Annotated in this window: 13 protein-coding genes; 6 read left to right on the top strand and 7 right to left on the bottom strand. The window is 72.7% G+C overall.

Going from position 1 to position 15,396, the window contains the following annotated elements; genetic code table 11:
- Window positions 1–29: 29 nt before the first annotated feature.
- The gene (locus tag ACZ5WG_RS19385) at window positions 30–491 is read right to left on the bottom strand and encodes a universal stress protein (RefSeq protein ID WP_053788778.1); all 462 of its coding nucleotides are present in this window, start codon (window positions 489–491) and stop codon (window positions 30–32) included.
- Window positions 492–552: 61 nt separating this feature from the next.
- Here ACZ5WG_RS19385 and lysX point away from each other — a divergent pair, with 61 nt between their 5' ends.
- On the top strand, window positions 553–3,951 hold the full coding sequence (gene lysX / locus ACZ5WG_RS19380; RefSeq protein WP_468724597.1) for a bifunctional lysylphosphatidylglycerol synthetase/lysine--tRNA ligase LysX: 3,399 nt from the start codon (window positions 553–555) through the stop codon (window positions 3,949–3,951).
- A gap of 103 nt (window positions 3,952–4,054) precedes the next feature.
- Entirely contained in the window at window positions 4,055–4,954 is a 900-nt protein-coding gene (locus tag ACZ5WG_RS19375; RefSeq protein ID WP_468724596.1) for a polysaccharide deacetylase family protein, read from the top strand.
- Between the two features lie 60 nt (window positions 4,955–5,014).
- Here ACZ5WG_RS19375 and ACZ5WG_RS19370 read toward each other — a convergent pair whose 3' ends face one another.
- Window positions 5,015–5,713, bottom strand: coding sequence for a class F sortase (locus ACZ5WG_RS19370; RefSeq protein ID WP_468724595.1), 699 nt, complete (start codon window positions 5,711–5,713; stop codon window positions 5,015–5,017).
- Window positions 5,714–6,065: 352 nt separating this feature from the next.
- On the opposite strand from ACZ5WG_RS19370, the gene ACZ5WG_RS19365 reads away from it, so the two are divergent.
- Window positions 6,066–6,608, top strand: coding sequence for a hypothetical protein (locus tag ACZ5WG_RS19365; RefSeq protein ID WP_468724594.1), 543 nt, complete (start codon window positions 6,066–6,068; stop codon window positions 6,606–6,608).
- A gap of 191 nt (window positions 6,609–6,799) precedes the next feature.
- On the opposite strand, the gene ACZ5WG_RS19360 is transcribed toward ACZ5WG_RS19365, so the two are convergent.
- The 3 genes from ACZ5WG_RS19360 to ACZ5WG_RS19350 form a co-directional block, all read right to left on the bottom strand.
- Window positions 6,800–7,387 carry a hypothetical protein gene (locus ACZ5WG_RS19360; RefSeq protein ID WP_468724593.1) on the bottom strand — a complete coding sequence of 196 codons (588 nt, stop codon included), beginning with the start codon at window positions 7,385–7,387 and terminating at the stop codon, window positions 6,800–6,802.
- Between the two features lie 245 nt (window positions 7,388–7,632).
- The gene (locus ACZ5WG_RS19355) at window positions 7,633–8,403 is read right to left on the bottom strand and encodes a bestrophin-like domain (RefSeq protein ID WP_468725047.1); all 771 of its coding nucleotides are present in this window, start codon (window positions 8,401–8,403) and stop codon (window positions 7,633–7,635) included.
- A 53-nt stretch (window positions 8,404–8,456) separates the two neighbouring features.
- Entirely contained in the window at window positions 8,457–9,158 is a 702-nt protein-coding gene (locus ACZ5WG_RS19350; RefSeq protein ID WP_468724592.1) for a hypothetical protein, read from the bottom strand.
- A gap of 314 nt (window positions 9,159–9,472) precedes the next feature.
- Between ACZ5WG_RS19350 and ACZ5WG_RS19345 the strand changes: the two genes are divergently transcribed.
- Window positions 9,473–10,303, top strand: coding sequence for an SAM-dependent methyltransferase (locus ACZ5WG_RS19345; RefSeq protein ID WP_468724590.1), 831 nt, complete (start codon window positions 9,473–9,475; stop codon window positions 10,301–10,303).
- A 125-nt stretch (window positions 10,304–10,428) separates the two neighbouring features.
- A complete protein-coding gene (locus tag ACZ5WG_RS19340; RefSeq protein WP_468725045.1) occupies window positions 10,429–12,594 on the top strand; it encodes a putative bifunctional diguanylate cyclase/phosphodiesterase in 2,166 nt (721 codons plus the stop codon).
- Between the two features lie 11 nt (window positions 12,595–12,605).
- On the opposite strand, the gene ACZ5WG_RS19335 is transcribed toward ACZ5WG_RS19340, so the two are convergent.
- Window positions 12,606–13,676 carry an FAD-dependent monooxygenase gene (locus ACZ5WG_RS19335; protein ID WP_468724589.1) on the bottom strand — a complete coding sequence of 357 codons (1,071 nt, stop codon included), beginning with the start codon at window positions 13,674–13,676 and terminating at the stop codon, window positions 12,606–12,608.
- A gap of 119 nt (window positions 13,677–13,795) precedes the next feature.
- On the opposite strand from ACZ5WG_RS19335, the gene ACZ5WG_RS19330 reads away from it, so the two are divergent.
- Entirely contained in the window at window positions 13,796–14,440 is a 645-nt protein-coding gene (locus tag ACZ5WG_RS19330) for a TetR/AcrR family transcriptional regulator (protein WP_468724587.1), read from the top strand.
- A 26-nt stretch (window positions 14,441–14,466) separates the two neighbouring features.
- On the opposite strand, the gene ACZ5WG_RS19325 is transcribed toward ACZ5WG_RS19330, so the two are convergent.
- Window positions 14,467–15,345 carry a LysR family transcriptional regulator gene (locus ACZ5WG_RS19325; protein WP_468724585.1) on the bottom strand — a complete coding sequence of 293 codons (879 nt, stop codon included), beginning with the start codon at window positions 15,343–15,345 and terminating at the stop codon, window positions 14,467–14,469.
- Window positions 15,346–15,396 lie beyond the last annotated feature (51 nt).

Here is a 15,396-nt window from a genome sequence, read left to right as displayed (position 1 = left end):
CCCCGGCCGCTCGCGCCACCGCCGGCCCGTCACGGAACCACCGTGACGGGCCAGCGGCCCGCCTTGACCAGGCGGACCGCCACCGAGCCGACGATGCGGTGCCCGGCCTGCTCGGAGGCGCCGACCACCACCGCGTCCGCCGTCAGCTCCTCCGCCGCGCTCACCAGGCCCGCGTAGGGGTCGCCGCGGAAGGTGTGGAACTGCCAGCGCACCTCGTAGATGCCCTTGAGCCGCTCCGCCGCGTCCCGGATCTCGGCCACCAGCCCCTCCGCGATCTCCCCGGTGGTGTCGGCCACCGGCGCGCCCAGCGAGGCCCCGGCCGGCATCACCGGCTGGACGTACACCAGCGCCAGCAGGGCGTTCTGCCGCCGGGCCAGCCCCGCCGCGTACGCCGCCGCCCGCAGGGAGGACTCCGACCCGTCCACCCCGGCGAGGATCACCTTGGGGCCGTCCGTACCACGTTCGAATCCCGTGTTCACGTGCTCAGTCACCCTTCCGAGGTTAGAGGTGCTCGCCGCGCGGAGCGGCGTCGGCCTCCCTACAGTGCGAATCATGAGTGCCACCGTGGAGGAGACCCGGGGCACCCGGAACCGCTTCCTGAACCGGGTGCCCGACGCGTTCGCCGCGTTCTTCGGAGCGCTCGGACTGCTGTGTGCCGTACTGGCGCTCTCCCCGACGCTGCGGCACCTCCTGCGGCACATCGTGCGGTTCCTCGACGAGATCGTGGTGCCCGTCAGCGCCAACCTGGCCTACGCCGTCTTCCTCTTCCTGCTCGCCGCCGCCCTCGGCACCCGCAAGAAGGTCGCCTGGTGGATCGTCGTCATCTATCTGGCCCTGCTCGTCCTGGTCGACCTCCTGATCATCGCCGACGACTACTACTGGATCGGCGGCCCCTCGATGGCCATCGCCGTCGCCGCCCTCGGGGTCCTGGTCGCCGCCCGCAAGGAGTTCTACGCCGCCTCCCGGCCCGGCGCCTTCTGGCGGGCCCTGCTCGTCCTGGGCCTCGGCCTGCTCGCCGCGGTGCTCCTCGGCTGGGGCCTGGTCGCCCTGTTCCCCGGCACGCTCCCCAAGGGACAGTGGCTGGACTGGGCCGCCCGGCAGGTCTTCGGCGGCCTCGTCTCGCCCCGCCAGTTCGACGGCCATCCGCCCCGCCCGCTGTACTTCTTCCTCGGCCTCTTCGGCGCCCTCGCCCTGCTGAACGCCGCCACGACCCTCTTCCGCTCCCAGCGGCTGACCGCCGCCCTGCACGGGGACGAGGAGCCCCGCATCCGCGCCCTGCTCGGCGCCTACGGCCGCGGCGATTCCCTCGGCTACTTCGCCACCCGCCGCGACAAGGCCGTCGTCTTCGCCCCCAACGGCCGGGCCGGCGTCACCTACCGCGTCGAGGCGGGCGTCTGCCTCGCCAGCGGCGACCCGGTCGGCGACCCCGCCGCCTGGAGCCCCGCCGTGGACGCCTGGCTCACCGTCGCCCGCCGCCACGGCTGGCAGCCCGCCGTCATGGGCGCCTCGGAGGAGGGCGCCACCGCGTACGCCCGCTCCGGGCTCAGCGCCCTCCAGCTCGGCGACGAGGCGATCCTGCACGTCGCCCACTTCGACCTCGACGGCCGCGACATGCGCGTCACGCGCCAGGCCGTCAACCGCGTCAAGCGCACCGGAGCCACCAGCGTCATCCGCCGCCACTCCGCCCTCAGTGAGGAGGAGATGCAGCGGATCATCGACCGCGCCGACACCTGGCGCGACACCGAGACCGAGCGCGGGTTCTCCATGGCCCTGGACCGGCTCGGCGACCCCGCCGACGGGGACTGCCTGCTCGTCGAGGCCTTCGACGCCCAGGGCGAGCTGATCGCCCTGCTGTCCTTCGTCCCCTGGGGCAAAGACGGCATCTCCCTCGACCTGATGCGCCGCGACCGCACCGCCCCCAACGGCGTCATGGAGTTCATGGTCGCCGAGCTGTGCGCTGCCGCACCGGGCCTCGGCGTGCGCCGGATCTCCCTCAACTTCGCCGTCTTCCGCTCCGCCTTCGAGGAGGGCGGCCGGATCGGCGCCGGCCCCGTCCTCAAGCTGTGGCGCAAACTGCTGCTGTTCTTCTCCCGGTGGTGGCAGCTGGAGGCCCTGTACCGCTCGAACGTCAAGTACGGGCCCGAGTGGTACCCGCGGTTCCTCTGCTACCAGGACGCCGGCTCGCTCGCCCGGGTCAGCCTCGCCTCCGGCATCGCCGAGGGCTTCGTCTCCGTACCCAGCCTGCGCAAACTGTGGGGCAACGGGCACGCCAGGGGGCTCACCGCCCCCGCCAGCACCGAGGGACTGCCCTCGATCGACTCCCTCGCCCTGGACCTCGCGGGCGTGGAGGCCGAAACGGCGGCGCGGACCGAGCGGCTGCCCGACCAGGTCCGGGTCCGCCACGACAAGATGGAGCGGATCCGGGCGGCCGGCACCGACCCGTACCCGGTCGGCATCCGGCAGCGCAGCCACACCGTGGCCGAGCTGAGGGCCGCCCTCCCCGGCCACCCGCCCAGCACGCTCCCCGGTCACTCGCCGAGCACGCTCGCCGGCCACCCGCCCGGCACCCGCTCCGGGGAGCAGGCCACGCTCGCCGGCCATCCGCCCGGCACCCGCTCCGGGGAGCAGGCCACGCTCGCCGGCCGCGTGATGCTCGTACGCGACCTCGGCGGCGTGGTCTTCGCCGTCCTGCGCGACTGGTCCGGCGACATGCAGCTGATGTTCACCCGCGACGAGAGCGGCGCCGGCGTACTGGACTCCTTCACCTCCCAGGTCGACTTCGGCGACCACGTGGTGGCGAGCGGCGAGATCGGCGCCAGCCGCAGCGGCGAGCCGTCCCTCGTGGTCTCCTCCTGGCAGCTCACCGGGAAGTGCCTGCGCCCGCTCCCGGACAAGCGCAAGGGTCTCGCCGACCCCGAGGCCCGCGTCCGGCGCCGCTACCTCGACCTGGTCGCGAGCCCCGAGGCGCGGGACGTCGTACGGGCCCGCTCCGCGGCCGTCCAGGCACTGCGCCAAGGGCTGCTGGACCGCGGCTACCTCGAGGTCGAGACCCCGATGCTCCAGCAGATCCACGGCGGGGCCAACGCCCGGCCCTTCCGGACCCACATCAACGCCTACGACCTCGACCTGTACCTGCGCATCGCACCCGAGCTGTACCTGAAGCGGCTGTGCGTCGGCGGCCTGGAGAAGGTCTTCGAGATGGGCCGCACCTTCCGCAACGAGGGCGTTTCCTACAAGCACAACCCCGAGTTCACGATGCTGGAGGCCTATCAGGCCTTCGCCGACTACGACGTGATGCTCGACCTCACGCGCGAGCTGATCCAGGGCGCCGCGACCGCCGCCTTCGGCTCGCCGGTCGCCCACAAGGCCGGCCCCGACGGACAGCTCGTCGTCCACGACATCTCCGGGATCTGGCCGGTCAAGACGATGTACGGAGCGATCGGCGAAGCCCTCGGCGAGGAGGTCGACGCCGACACCCCGGAACCCGTGCTGCGGAGGCTCTGCGACCGGGCCGGCGTACCGCACGCGCCCGAGGACACCCGCGGCGACGTGGTGCTGGAGATGTACGAGCGGCTGGTGGAGGAGAAGACCAAGCTGCCGACCTTCTACAAGGACTTCCCCACCGACGTCTCCCCGCTGACCCGTCAGCACCGCAAGGACCCGCGCCTCGCCGAGCGCTGGGACCTGGTGGCGTTCGGGACGGAACTGGGCACCGCGTACTCGGAGCTGACCGATCCGGTGGAACAGCGCCGCCGGCTCACCGCCCAGTCACTGCTCGCGGCGGGCGGCGATCCGGAGGCGATGGAACTGGACAACGACTTCCTGGACGCCCTGGAGTACGCCATGCCGCCGACCGGCGGTCTGGGCATCGGCGTCGACCGGCTGGTCATGTTCCTCACCGGCCTGACGATCCGCGAGACGCTGCCGTTCCCCCTGGTACGCCGCGGCTGATCGGGTGAGGGGAAGCCTGCGCGTTCGCGCCTCTCGACATCTGCAGGGATGTCGTTGATACGTAGTAATAATGAAAAATGACGAGCTGACAGTAGGGCGACGCATGCTCCTGCGCACCGCCGTCTTCCTCGGAGTCGCCGCCGCCTCCGGACTCCTCACCGGCGGCGAGACCGGAGCACCCGGACAGAACACGGCGGGCGGCGCACCCGGCGCGGGCCTCGGCGCCGGTTCCGCCGACGGCACGGCGGTCGGACAGCCGGGACCCGGCGGCGCCGCCGGACCGGGCGGAGTCCGCGCCCTGCGGCCCCAGGCGCCCGGGCAGGCCGCGTACCGGCTGAGCCCCATGACCTCCGAGACCCCGCTGCGCCCGCCCGCCGCGAAGCCCGCCGTACGGACCCGGCCCATCCTGGAGCTGCCCCCCGACGCGAGCACGGCGAGCGCCATGGTGCTCACCTTCGACGACGGGCCCGACCCCCGCTACACGCCCGCCATCCTGGACACCCTCGCCCGGTACGGCGTCCGCGCCATGTTCTTCGTCTGCGGGGAGATGGCCACCGACAACCGGGACCTGCTGCGCCGGATGGCCGCCGAGGGCCACGTCATCGGCAACCACACCTGGACCCATCCGCTCATCCCCACGCTCAGCCGGCCCGACCTCGCCTCCGAGATCGCCCGCACGAGCGAGGTCGTACAACAGGCGGTGGGGGAGGCGCCGCTGTGGTTCCGGGCGCCGTACGGGGCGTGGAACCGGGCCGCGTTCGAGATCGGGGCCGAGCTGGGCATGGAACCGCTCGCCTGGACCGTCGACACCCTGGACTGGAAGGAGCCGGGCACCACCACGATCGTCTCGCGCGTCCTCAAGGGCGCGGCGCCCGGCGTGATCGTGCTGAACCACGACGCGGGCGGCGACCGCTCGCAGAGCGTCCAGGCGGTGAGCACCTACCTGCCCCAGCTCCTCGCCCGGGGCTACCGGATGACGCTGCCCGCGCTGCCGCCCCGCTGAGGAGTCCCTTCCCCCGGCGGGGCGGGCCCCGGGCCGTCCGGCGGGGCGGTGCGCCGTCGTTCAGCGCGTCTCCACCATCCGGGCGAAGACGACCACGTTGCCGTCGTAGCCCCGGGCCTTGGAGTAGCCCCCGCCGCAGGTGATCACCCGGAGCTCCGCGTGCCCGGTGTCCCCGTACACCCGGGCTCCGGGGAAGGTCTCCTTCGAGAACACCTCCACCCCGTACACCTCGAACACCGCCGTGCGCCCGTCATACCGCTCCACCTCGATGTGGTTGCCCTTGCGCAGCGAACCCAGGCCGTAGAAGACCGCCGGGCCCTGCGCGTTGTCGACGTGGCCCACGATCACCGCCGAGCCGCGCTGCCCCGGCGAGATGCCGTTGAGGTACCAGCCGGCCAGATTCGGGTCCTGCGGCGGCGGGGCTTCGATCCAGCCCTGCGGGTCCAGACCGACCGTCATCACCGGCGCGTCCACCCTGATGTTGGGGATGCGGACGCGCTGGACCGACGAGTGCTCCAGCGGCTCCACTTCCACCGGCGGCGCGGGCTGGTGCTGCATGGGCTGCTCGCCCTGCCCCGGCGGATTCACCGGCAGCTGCTCGGCAGGCACCCCGACCGCGGCGGCCGCGGTCGGCTGCGGCGGCCCGTCGGCGACCTCCGCCCCGTTGCGCATCATGGCGAGGCCGCTGAGCATGACCAGTGCGAGCACGCCCCAGGGGGATCGTCTTCTCGGTGGCTGCTCGCTCTCGTCCTCGGTCATGGCTCTCCCTTCCCGACGCGGGGGTCCCGACCCGCGTTCCTGTCCCACCCCTGTACGCCCTTCTCCACGCACGCTAAGGCTGCGTGCGCAAGACGGCGATCGGTGAAGGGCGAACGGGTGGCGGGGCCGGAAGGGGTGCGCCCATCCAGGTATTCGTCACATAAATGCCTGACGGGTCGTGACCTGCGGATCCGTCAGCCGAGCCGCGCGAGCCTCGGCGTGTCGCTCAACCTTGCGGCCCAAAGCCGGAAATGCGCTCGTTGCGAGCCGCCCCGAGGGTTCGTCGTGGGAGGCGTTCTCGTCGATCTTCCCGGGCGACCGCTCCGGGGCGCTTCCCGCTGGAGGTTCCACCATGCGTGTTCTCCGCGCCCTCACCGTGGCCGCGGCGGCCTTCGTCGCCGTCGGGCTCAGTACCCCGTTCGCCGCCGCGAACCCGTCGGACCCGCTGGGCGGATCTCCGTCGGGTCAGGGCGGCAACGGGGGCAACAGCGGCAACGGGCCGAGCAATGTCACCGTCAACCCGTACTCCGTGCACCAGGGCTCGACGATGCAGGTCAGTGCGGCCGGCTGCCGCCACGGCGGCACCGTCTGGTCGGCCGGCAACTTTCCCCAGACGAACCTCTCGGCCGGCTCCATCGGGTTCGCCACCGTCCGGATCTTCAACCACGCCTCGCCCGGCAACCACACGCTGTCGGTCAAGTGCCACGACAACAGCCTGGTCGCCACGCACCGGTTCACCATCCTGCGGGGCAACGGCGCACAGGGCGGTATCGGCGGCTCGTTCGGCCCGTCCACCGCCGAGACCGCCATCGGGGCGAGCCTCGTCGGCGCTTCGGCGCTCGGCGCGGGCGTCCACGTGATGCGCCGGCGCCGTCCCGTCCGCGGGCGGGCCTGACGGCGTCGCCTCCCCGGTCGCAGCCCGGGAACCGCCGGTCGCCCCGAATCCTCGGCCAGGACTCGGGGCGACCGGCGGTCGGTGCTCCGTGGCGCTGGTGTGTGGGGTGTGCCCGTTCGCGGTCGGCCGTCCGTTGCCGGTTCGTCTGCCGCGTGTTCGTCGAGCGGCGGTCGCGTGTCCGCCGAGGACGCTCAGTGGCCGCGTGCGGAACGTCGGCGGCGGAGCGCGTACGCCGTACCGCCGGCAGCCGTGAGGAAGAGCCCGGCGCCCGCGCCGAGCTCCCGGGGATCCATCCCGGCCACGCTGCCGCCCAGGCCGCCGCGGACACCGAGGGAGGCGCCGCCGGTGGCGGTGCGGGTGACGGCATTGGCCCTGGCGGTGGCCGTCGACGTGGAACTGGTGGTGGGACGGGTGGTACCGCCGGTGATGGTGAGGTCGGCCGAACCGGTCTCCCCATTGCAGGTGAAGGAGACCGAGTACACGGCTCCGCGTCGGGCGTCGCGGTCGACGGTCACCCGCGCGGTCTGGCCGCGGGCGATGCTCACGGTGTCGAAGACCCCGGAGGAGGCGGTGGCGTAGGCGGCGTTGCAGCCGGTGACGGAGAGCACCGTCTGGCCGCCGGGGGCAACCGTCGACGGGGTGATGGCGAAGCCGAACGAGGTGATGGGCTGGGCCCCGGCCGCGGCCGCGGAGGGCGCGCCGAGGACGCCGAGCGCGAGTACGGCGCCCGTGGCGCCGACGCTCAGCAGGGCTGTGGCGTTGGTACGTATCGCACCCATGGTTGTTCTCCGGATCCCCGAGGAGCAGCCGCGGAACGGTTTCCGCACGTGGGGGGTCGTGCGCCTCGATGCCCGCCACGCTAGGCGCGGCCGCGGTGACCCGCGATCAGGAACGGGCGAATGGGGCACGGGCATGGGCCGAACCGGGGACGGGAGGCCCGTCCCCGGTTTGCCGGGCGGCTGCGGGGGCACGCCGGGGCCCCGGCATCCCCGCCGTCCCCGGTACCGCCGGCACCCACGGCGCCTCAGCCGCCGAGCCCCAGATGCGGGAACTGCGCGAGGAAGGGCTCGGCGGTCGCTGCGATGCCCCGCCCGAACGGTGCGTCGAAGTCCCAGATCAGGAACAGCAGGAAGGCGATCAGGGCGCTGAACAGGCCGGCCAGCAGCAGCTCCCGGAACGAGCGGCGGATCTGCAGGGTGAAGACCAGGCCCACCGTCACCAGCGCACCGGCGATCAGCCCGAACCACACCACCCCCGGCATGGTCGCCCCCGCGCTCTGGCCGCGGGCGCTGCGCGCGTCGTCCACCAGTGCGACCTGGTCCACCAGCGGCTGGTATGCCTGCCCCTCGTGGTCGGTCTGCGGTTCGTAGTCCGTGACGTCCCGGCGGATGCGGTCCAGCAGCTCGCCGCTGCGGTCGGTGAGATTGCCGTCTTCGGCCATCTCCTTCCACTCCGTGTCCACCACGTACGTCACGTACGCGTCGACGTCGGAGCGGATCTTCTTCCGCACCTCGGCCGGGTAGACCTCGGAGCGGACGCTGATCTCGTGCAGGGCCTGGGCCTCCTGGCGAACGTACTCCTGGGCGGCCCCGCGGCCCTCCCAGACACCGGCGATCGCCAGGCCCAGCACGATCGCGTAGATCACCCCGATCATCATCGTCATGTACTCGATGACGTCCGGGGTCTCGTTGGGATCGTCGTCGTCGCCGATCCGCCGGTGGTTGAAGAAGGCGATGGACAGCACCACGGCGCAGGCCGCGGCCATCGCGAGGGACAGGACGAGCCATTCCGACAAGATGACTCCCAAATCGGTCACGAGGGGGGTGTGCGGGGTGTGCAGGGGCGGGTCTAGCGCGGGCGCAGTGCGACGATCGCGAGCACCGCGGGAGCCGCGGTCATCAAGGTGAAGGTCACCGGCGAGATGTGGTGCTCGGGCCGTTTGGCGGCCGCCGTGCGGTAGGCCGGCCTGGCCACCTGCTTCTTCGGGGGCGGGGCCGGGGGCGCCGCCGCGGGGGCCGGCGCCTTCACCTCGAGCGGCGGGGGCGGTACGGGCTTCGGCGGGGCCGGCGCGGGTGGCTTCGGCTTCGGCTTCGCCTGCGGAGCGGGCGGGGGCGGCGCAGTGGGCTTCGGGGCCGGCGGAGGCGGCGGCGCGGGCGGCGGAGTCGGCTTCGGGGGCGGCTTCGGCGCGGGGGGTGGCGGCGGGGTGGGAGTCGGCTTCGGCGGGCACGGCGGGGGAGGCGGGGGCGGGCAGTGGTGTCCCCCGTGACCCCCGTGGCCGCCGCCTCCGTGGTGGCCTCCGTGCCCGTTGCCCTGTCCGTATCCGTGGCCGCCGCCCCCGCCACCGGGAGGCCCGGCGCCGTGATGTCCGCCACCCTGGCCGGCCCCGGCCGCACCGCTTCCGGCGGCCGCGACCAGCCGGACGGCGGCCGCGCCGTCCCCGGCGTCGATCGTCGCGTAGGCGCAGCTATCAGCCACGGCCGGCGTGGCGGACAACGCCGCCCACAGCAGGACCGGGACCGCCAGCAGGCGTCTGGTACAGGCTCTGTTCACCCGGGGAGCATGGGCTTACGTGCGCTCGCGCACGCGGGGCTCGGCCGTGGTTCGCCTGAACGGGTGGAGCGAAGACCGTAGAGGTTTGAGCCACGGAACGGAGCAGTCCGGTCACGTACCTGCGTATTCCCATAAGCGACTTGTCGGTTTCGGTCATTCGCTGCGGGAGGGGCCGTGGAGGCCTTTGGTGTGTGATGAAGAACGGATCACCAATTTCCGCTTTTGCTCGCTCCGTTGGGCAATGATCAGTACATTCGGCTCGGACAGGCGTCCGATCCCGGACGACCGCGCAGGACTACGGCTTGGAGACCCCGATGGAGCGCCCCGCCTGGGCCCCGCCAGGTATCGACATATCGGTGCCGAGCGTGTCCCGCATCTACGACTACTACCTGGGCGGCTCCCACAACTTCGAGGTCGACCGCCAGGCCGCCCGCCGCGCCATGGAGTTCCTGCCGGGCCTGCCCAAGATCATGCAGGCCAACCGCGCCTTCATGCGCCGCGCCGTCCGCTACGCCGTGGCCCGGGGCGTCACCCAGTTCCTCGACATCGGCTCCGGCATCCCGACCTTCGGCAACGTCCACGAGATCGCCCAGGCGGCCAGCCCCGAGGCCCGCGTGGTCTACGTGGACCACGACCCGGTGGCCGTCGCACACAGCCGCGCCGTCCTGGCCGGCGACGACCGCACCGGCATCGTCGCCGCCGACCTGCGCAAGCCGCGGGACATCCTGGCCGCCCCCGAGGTCTCGCAGCTGCTCGACCTCGAACGCCCGGTCGCCCTGCTGCTCGTCGCCGTCCTGCACTTCCTGGAGGACGCGGACGACCCCTACGCCGCCGTCGCCGAACTGCGCGACGCGCTGGCCCCCGGCAGCCTCCTGGTGCTCACGCACGCCTCCTACGAGGGCATCCCGCTCTCCCAGGAGGCCGCGGGCGGGATGGTCGGCGTCTACCGGGACATCCGCAACCCGCTCGTGATGCGCAGCGGTGAGCAGATCACCCGCTTCTTCGACGGGTTCGAGCTGGTCGATCCCGGTGTCGTGTCGATGCCGTTGTGGCAGCCCGAGGGCACCGAGGACCCGGAGGACAGCGAGGCGCCCGAGGACCCGTACGCGTTCTCGGGCTTCGGCGGAGTGGGACGCAAGGCGTGAGATCCACGGCCGCGGTGCCTTCCGGCACACCGACCCCGAAGAACGCAGAACCCGCGCGGGCAGCAGAGCCCGCGCAGGGAGCGGAACCTCCCTCCGCGCTCACAGGCCCGTCGGATCCGGCGGGCCTGTCGGCGGGTCCCGCCGCGCTGCGGAGCGGGCTGGAGGACCGGATCGGGCGCTTCGCGACCATCTGGGGGCGGGCGATCTTCCCCGTCACCGCGACCTCGCTGACCCGCGTCGAGTTCGAACAGCACCTCATCCCGCTCGCCCGGACCCTTGCCGAGGCCCTGCACGCCCGGCCCTTCGACGCGGGCGTCGCCCAGCGGGTGGGGGCCGATCTCGTCGCCGTGCACTGCACCGACCCTGAGGCACTGGCCGGCACGCTCGGCGTGGTCGAGTCGTACCTCGTGCTCTACTGCGGACCCGACGGCGTGGGCGTGGAGGGCACCGAGGAGTACCGGTCCCGCTGCGCCCGGCTCCAGCACGGGATCGCGGCGGGATTCGCCCGCGCCCTGCGCGAGCGGACCCTCAAGGAGCAGGAAGCCATCGCCCGCTCCGCGCTGACGGCCCGCATCGACGCCCAGCAGGCCCTGCACGCGAGCGAGGAGCGCTTCAAGGCGGTCTTCGAGGGCGCGGCCATCGGCATCGGCATCGCCGACCTCGAGGGCAACGTCCTCGAGGTCAACGACGCGCTGCTGCAGATGTTCGGCGGGATGGGCGGGCACGTCCGGGGCCGCAACGTCAGCGAGTGGGGCCACCCCGACGACGCCCCGCACGTCTGGCGGATGTACGGGGAACTCGTGCGCGGCGAGCGCGAGAGCTACCGCGTCGAGAAGCCGTACTACCGCCACGACGGGACCGTGCTGTGGACCAACCTGACGGTGTCGCTGCTGCGTGACGCCGAGGGCGTGCCGCAGTACCAGCTGGCGCTGATGGAGGACACCACCGAGCGCCGGCTGCTGAACCTGCGGCTCCGCTACGAGGCCACGCACGACGCCCTGACCGGGCTGCCGAACCGGACGCTCTTCTTCGAGCGACTGGAAAAGGCCCTGAGCGGGGCCGGTGGCAGCCGCTTCGGCCTGTGTTACCTGGACCTCGACGGGTTCAAGGCGGTCAACGACAGCCTCGGCCACTCGGCGGGCGACCGGCTCCTGGTGGAGGTGGCCGACCGGCTGCAGAGCTGCGCGACGGGCCCCGGCGAGGTCGTCGCACGACTCGGCGGCGACGAGTTCGTGGCGCTGACCACCGGCTCGGACACCGAGGAGAAGGTGACCGAGCTCGCCGTCCGGATCCTGTCGGCCCTGTCCGTGCCCATGCGGATCGAGGGCCGCGAGCTGTCGGTCCGCGGCAGCATCGGCATCGTGGAGGGTGCGGCCCGGGAGCGCACCCCGGCGGAGGTGCTGCGCAGCGCCGACATCACCATGTACCGGGCCAAGGCGGCCGGCGGCAACCGCTTCGAGTTCGCCGACGCCGAGGCCGACGCCCGCGCCATCACCCGGCACGGCCTGACCAACGCCCTCCCGGCGGCGCTGGAGCGCGGCGAGTTCTTCATCGAGTACCAGCCGCTGGTCCACATGCACGACGGCAGCGTCCACGGCGCCGAGGCGCTGGTGCGCTGGTCGCACCCGCAGTACGGGGTGCTCGGGCCGGACCGCTTCATCCCGCTCGCCGAACGGACCGGGCTGATCGTGCCGCTCGGCCGCTGGGTCCTGGAGGAGGCCGTCCGCCAGGCTCGCAACTGGCAGCGCCAGCACGGCGGCTCCGCCCTGCGGATCAACGTCAACCTCTCGCCGACCCAGCTGCACCACCCCGGCCTGGTCGCCGACACCGTCGCGGTGCTCGAGAACTCGGGCCTCGCCCCGGGCGCCCTGTGCCTGGAGGTCACCGAATCGGCCCTGATCGGCGCCGACGACGAACTCCTGGAACCCCTGCGCCGGCTAGCCGCGCTCGGCGTGGACATCGCGCTCGACGACTTCGGCACGGGCTACTCGAACCTGGCGAACCTGCGCCGCCTCCCGGTCAGCGTCCTGAAGCTGGACCGCTCCTTCACCAAGGGGATGCAGCAGCAGCCCGCCAACCCGGTCGACGTCAAGATCGTGGAAGGCATCGTCGCGCTGGCCCACAGCCTCGAACTCGCCGTCACGGTCGAGGGCGTGGAGACCGGCGCCCAGGCCGCCCAGCTGCGCGACCTCGGCTGCGACACCGCCCAGGGCTGGTACTACGCCCGCCCCGGCGCCCCCGACCGCATCCACACCCTCTCACTGTCGGACGCCGTGCCCACACCCTCCTGACGCCCGCCCGGTCAGTCCAGGCCGGCCTCGATCCCCCGGCCGGGCGTCCGGACGGCAGCCACGACCCGCTCGTACCGCCGCGCCGTGTCGGCCACGACCTCGGTGGCCACCGGGAGCCGCTCGGCCTCGTACACGTCGAGCACCTCCTCCCCGCCCTGCCCGGTGAGGGCGGCGGCCAAGGTCCGGCCCAGGGCGGCCGCGTCGCCGATGCCGGTGTTCATGCCCAGCCCGCCGGCTATGGGGTGGACGTGCGCGGCGTCCCCGGCGAGGAAGACCCGGCCCTCGCGCATCCGGGTGACCACGCGCACGTTGACCCGCCAGGTGGAGAACCAGGTGGGATCCGTGAGCCGGATCCCCGGCATCCCGGCATACCGGTCGAACAGCCGCTGGAAGCTCTCCAGCGAGGGCGGCACCGGTTCGCCGTTCTCGTCCTGCTCGGGTGAGGCCTGCAACTGGAAGGAGTCCGTCCCCGGCATCGGGCACAGCATGATCCCGCCGCCTTCCGAAGTGAACCACTGGTGCCAGAAGTCCCGGCTGAGCCCGGGGGCCCGGACGTCCCCGATGACCATTGCGGGCTCCTCCTCCGTGCTCCCCTCGAACGGGATGCCGAGGAGCTTGCGGGTCGTGCTGCGCCCGCCGTCGCACCCGGCCAGGTAGCGGGCCTCGATCACAGTGCCGTCCGTCAGCTCCGCCCGGACCCCGGCCGCGTCCTGGGCGATTCCGGCGAGCCCGGCTCCGTACTCGACGGCCACGCCCAGGCCGGCGAGCCGCTCGCGCAGCGCCTCCTCGGTCTGCCACTGCCCTACCAGCAGGCCGGTGCCGGCCACGACGGTGTCGTTGACAGGTGCTCCGTCGAAGTACTTGCGCAGGACCACCGCCTCGTTGCCGATGCCGGCCAGGGACTCGGCCACGCCGAGCTCCTCGAAGATCTCCAGACTGCTCGGATTGAGCCCCTTGCCGCGGGACTCGCGGTGCGGCGCGGTGCGCTGGTCGATGACGCGGACGGAGACTCCGCGCAGGGCGAGGTCGCAGGCCAGGGTCAGTCCCGTGGGGCCGGAGCCCACGATCAGTACGTCAGTCATCGGACGTCCTCTCAGGTCGATGTCCGTCTCGTCGATGCCTCAAGGAAAGCGGCTCCCGCCAGAAAATGCAACCCGGTTAAGAAATTAACTCGGTCACGGTTCTGTGCTACGCTCGCGGCATGGAGAACACGACGGGTCTGCGCGAGAACAAGAAGCTCCGTACGCGTCGCCAGCTGGCGGCCACGGCGCTGGAACTCTTCCTGGAGCGGGGCTTCGATGCCGTGTCGGTGGCGGATGTCGCCGCCGCGGCCGAGGTCTCCAAGCCCACCCTCTTCCGGTACTTCCCGAGCAAGGAGGACCTGGTGCTCGACCGGTTCGCCGACCATCAGGACGAGGCGGCCCGCATCGTGCGCGACCGCCCCGCCGGCCAGACGCCGGTGGGCGCGGTGCGTGCGCACTTCCTCGCGGCCCTCGCCGAGCGCGACCCGATCACCGGGCTGTGCGACCACCCCGAGGTGGTCGCGTTCCAGCGACTGCTCTACTCCACCGCCAGCCTGGAGAGCCGGATGTCCCACTACACCGACCGCGAGGTGGAGCTGCTCGCCGCCGTACTCGAATCGGAGTCGGTCCGCCCGCTCGCCGCCCGGCTGGCGGCGATGCACCTGGTGGCGGTCCGCCACGAGCTGGGCCGGGAGAACTATCTCCGGATGGCCGCCGGCCAGAGCGCCGACGAGGCTCACCCGGCCGCCGAGGCCGACGCCGGCCAGGTCTTCGCGATGCTGGCCGAGGGGCTCGACAAGGCCCTGCCCATAGCCGGGGGCTGAGCCCACCACGTGGAGGTGCGCCGGGTTCAGCCCAGCAGGATGCGCTTCAGCTCGCGGGCCGCGCGTGGGGGAGCGACGTCCGTACGGTGGGCCAGGGCGATCGTGCGGCGCAGCGGGGAGCCCGCCAGAGGGGTGGCGCGCAGCCCCGGACCGGCATGCTCGACGACCATCGCCGGGACGACCGCGAGGCCGAGCCCCGCACGGACGAAGCCCAGGATCGCGTCCATCTCCCCGCCCTCCACCGTGAACACCGGCTCGAAGCCCTCCGCCCGGCAGGCGGCCACCGTCAGGTCCCGCAGGTCGTAGCCGTGGCGGAACATCACCATCGGCTCGTCGCGCAGTGCGGACACCGTGAGCGGGCCGCCGCCCGCCGGAGGTGGCAGCTCCGCCGAGGAGACCACCACGAGGTCCTCCGTCAGCAGCTCCACCGTGGTCAGCGCCGGAGCCGAGGGTGGCAGAGGCAGCGCGATCAGCGCCAAGTCCAGGGCCCCGCGCGCGAGTTCCCGTACGAGGTCCAGTGAACCATTCTCCTCGATCAGCAGCTCGATCCCCGGATGTGCGGCGTGGAAGGCCCGCAGGACGTGCGGCAGCAGGCCCGTGCACACGCTCGGCGTGGCCCCCAGCCGGACCCGCCCGCGCCGCAGCTGAGCCAGTTCCTGCACCTCGAGCCGCGCGGTGTCCGCATCCGCCAGGATCCGCCGGGCGAGCGGCAGCAGCGCCTCGCCGGCGTCGGTGAGCGCGATGTTCCCGCGCGCCCGGCTGAACAGCTCCGCCCCCAGCTCGCGTTCGAGCGCCCTGATCTGCTGCGAGAGCGACGGCTGGGCGACATGCACCCGCTCCGCGGCCCGGGTGAAGTGCCGGGTCTCGGCGACGGCCACGAAGTACAGGAGCTGCTGGAACTGCATCACCCCAGGATAAGCCGTACATAGCGATTCCCTATCGAGATCAGCGTCATC

The sequence above is a fragment of the Streptomyces sp. NPDC032745 genome (assembly GCF_055579465.1).
This window is presented reverse-complemented; position numbering and strand designations above follow the sequence as displayed.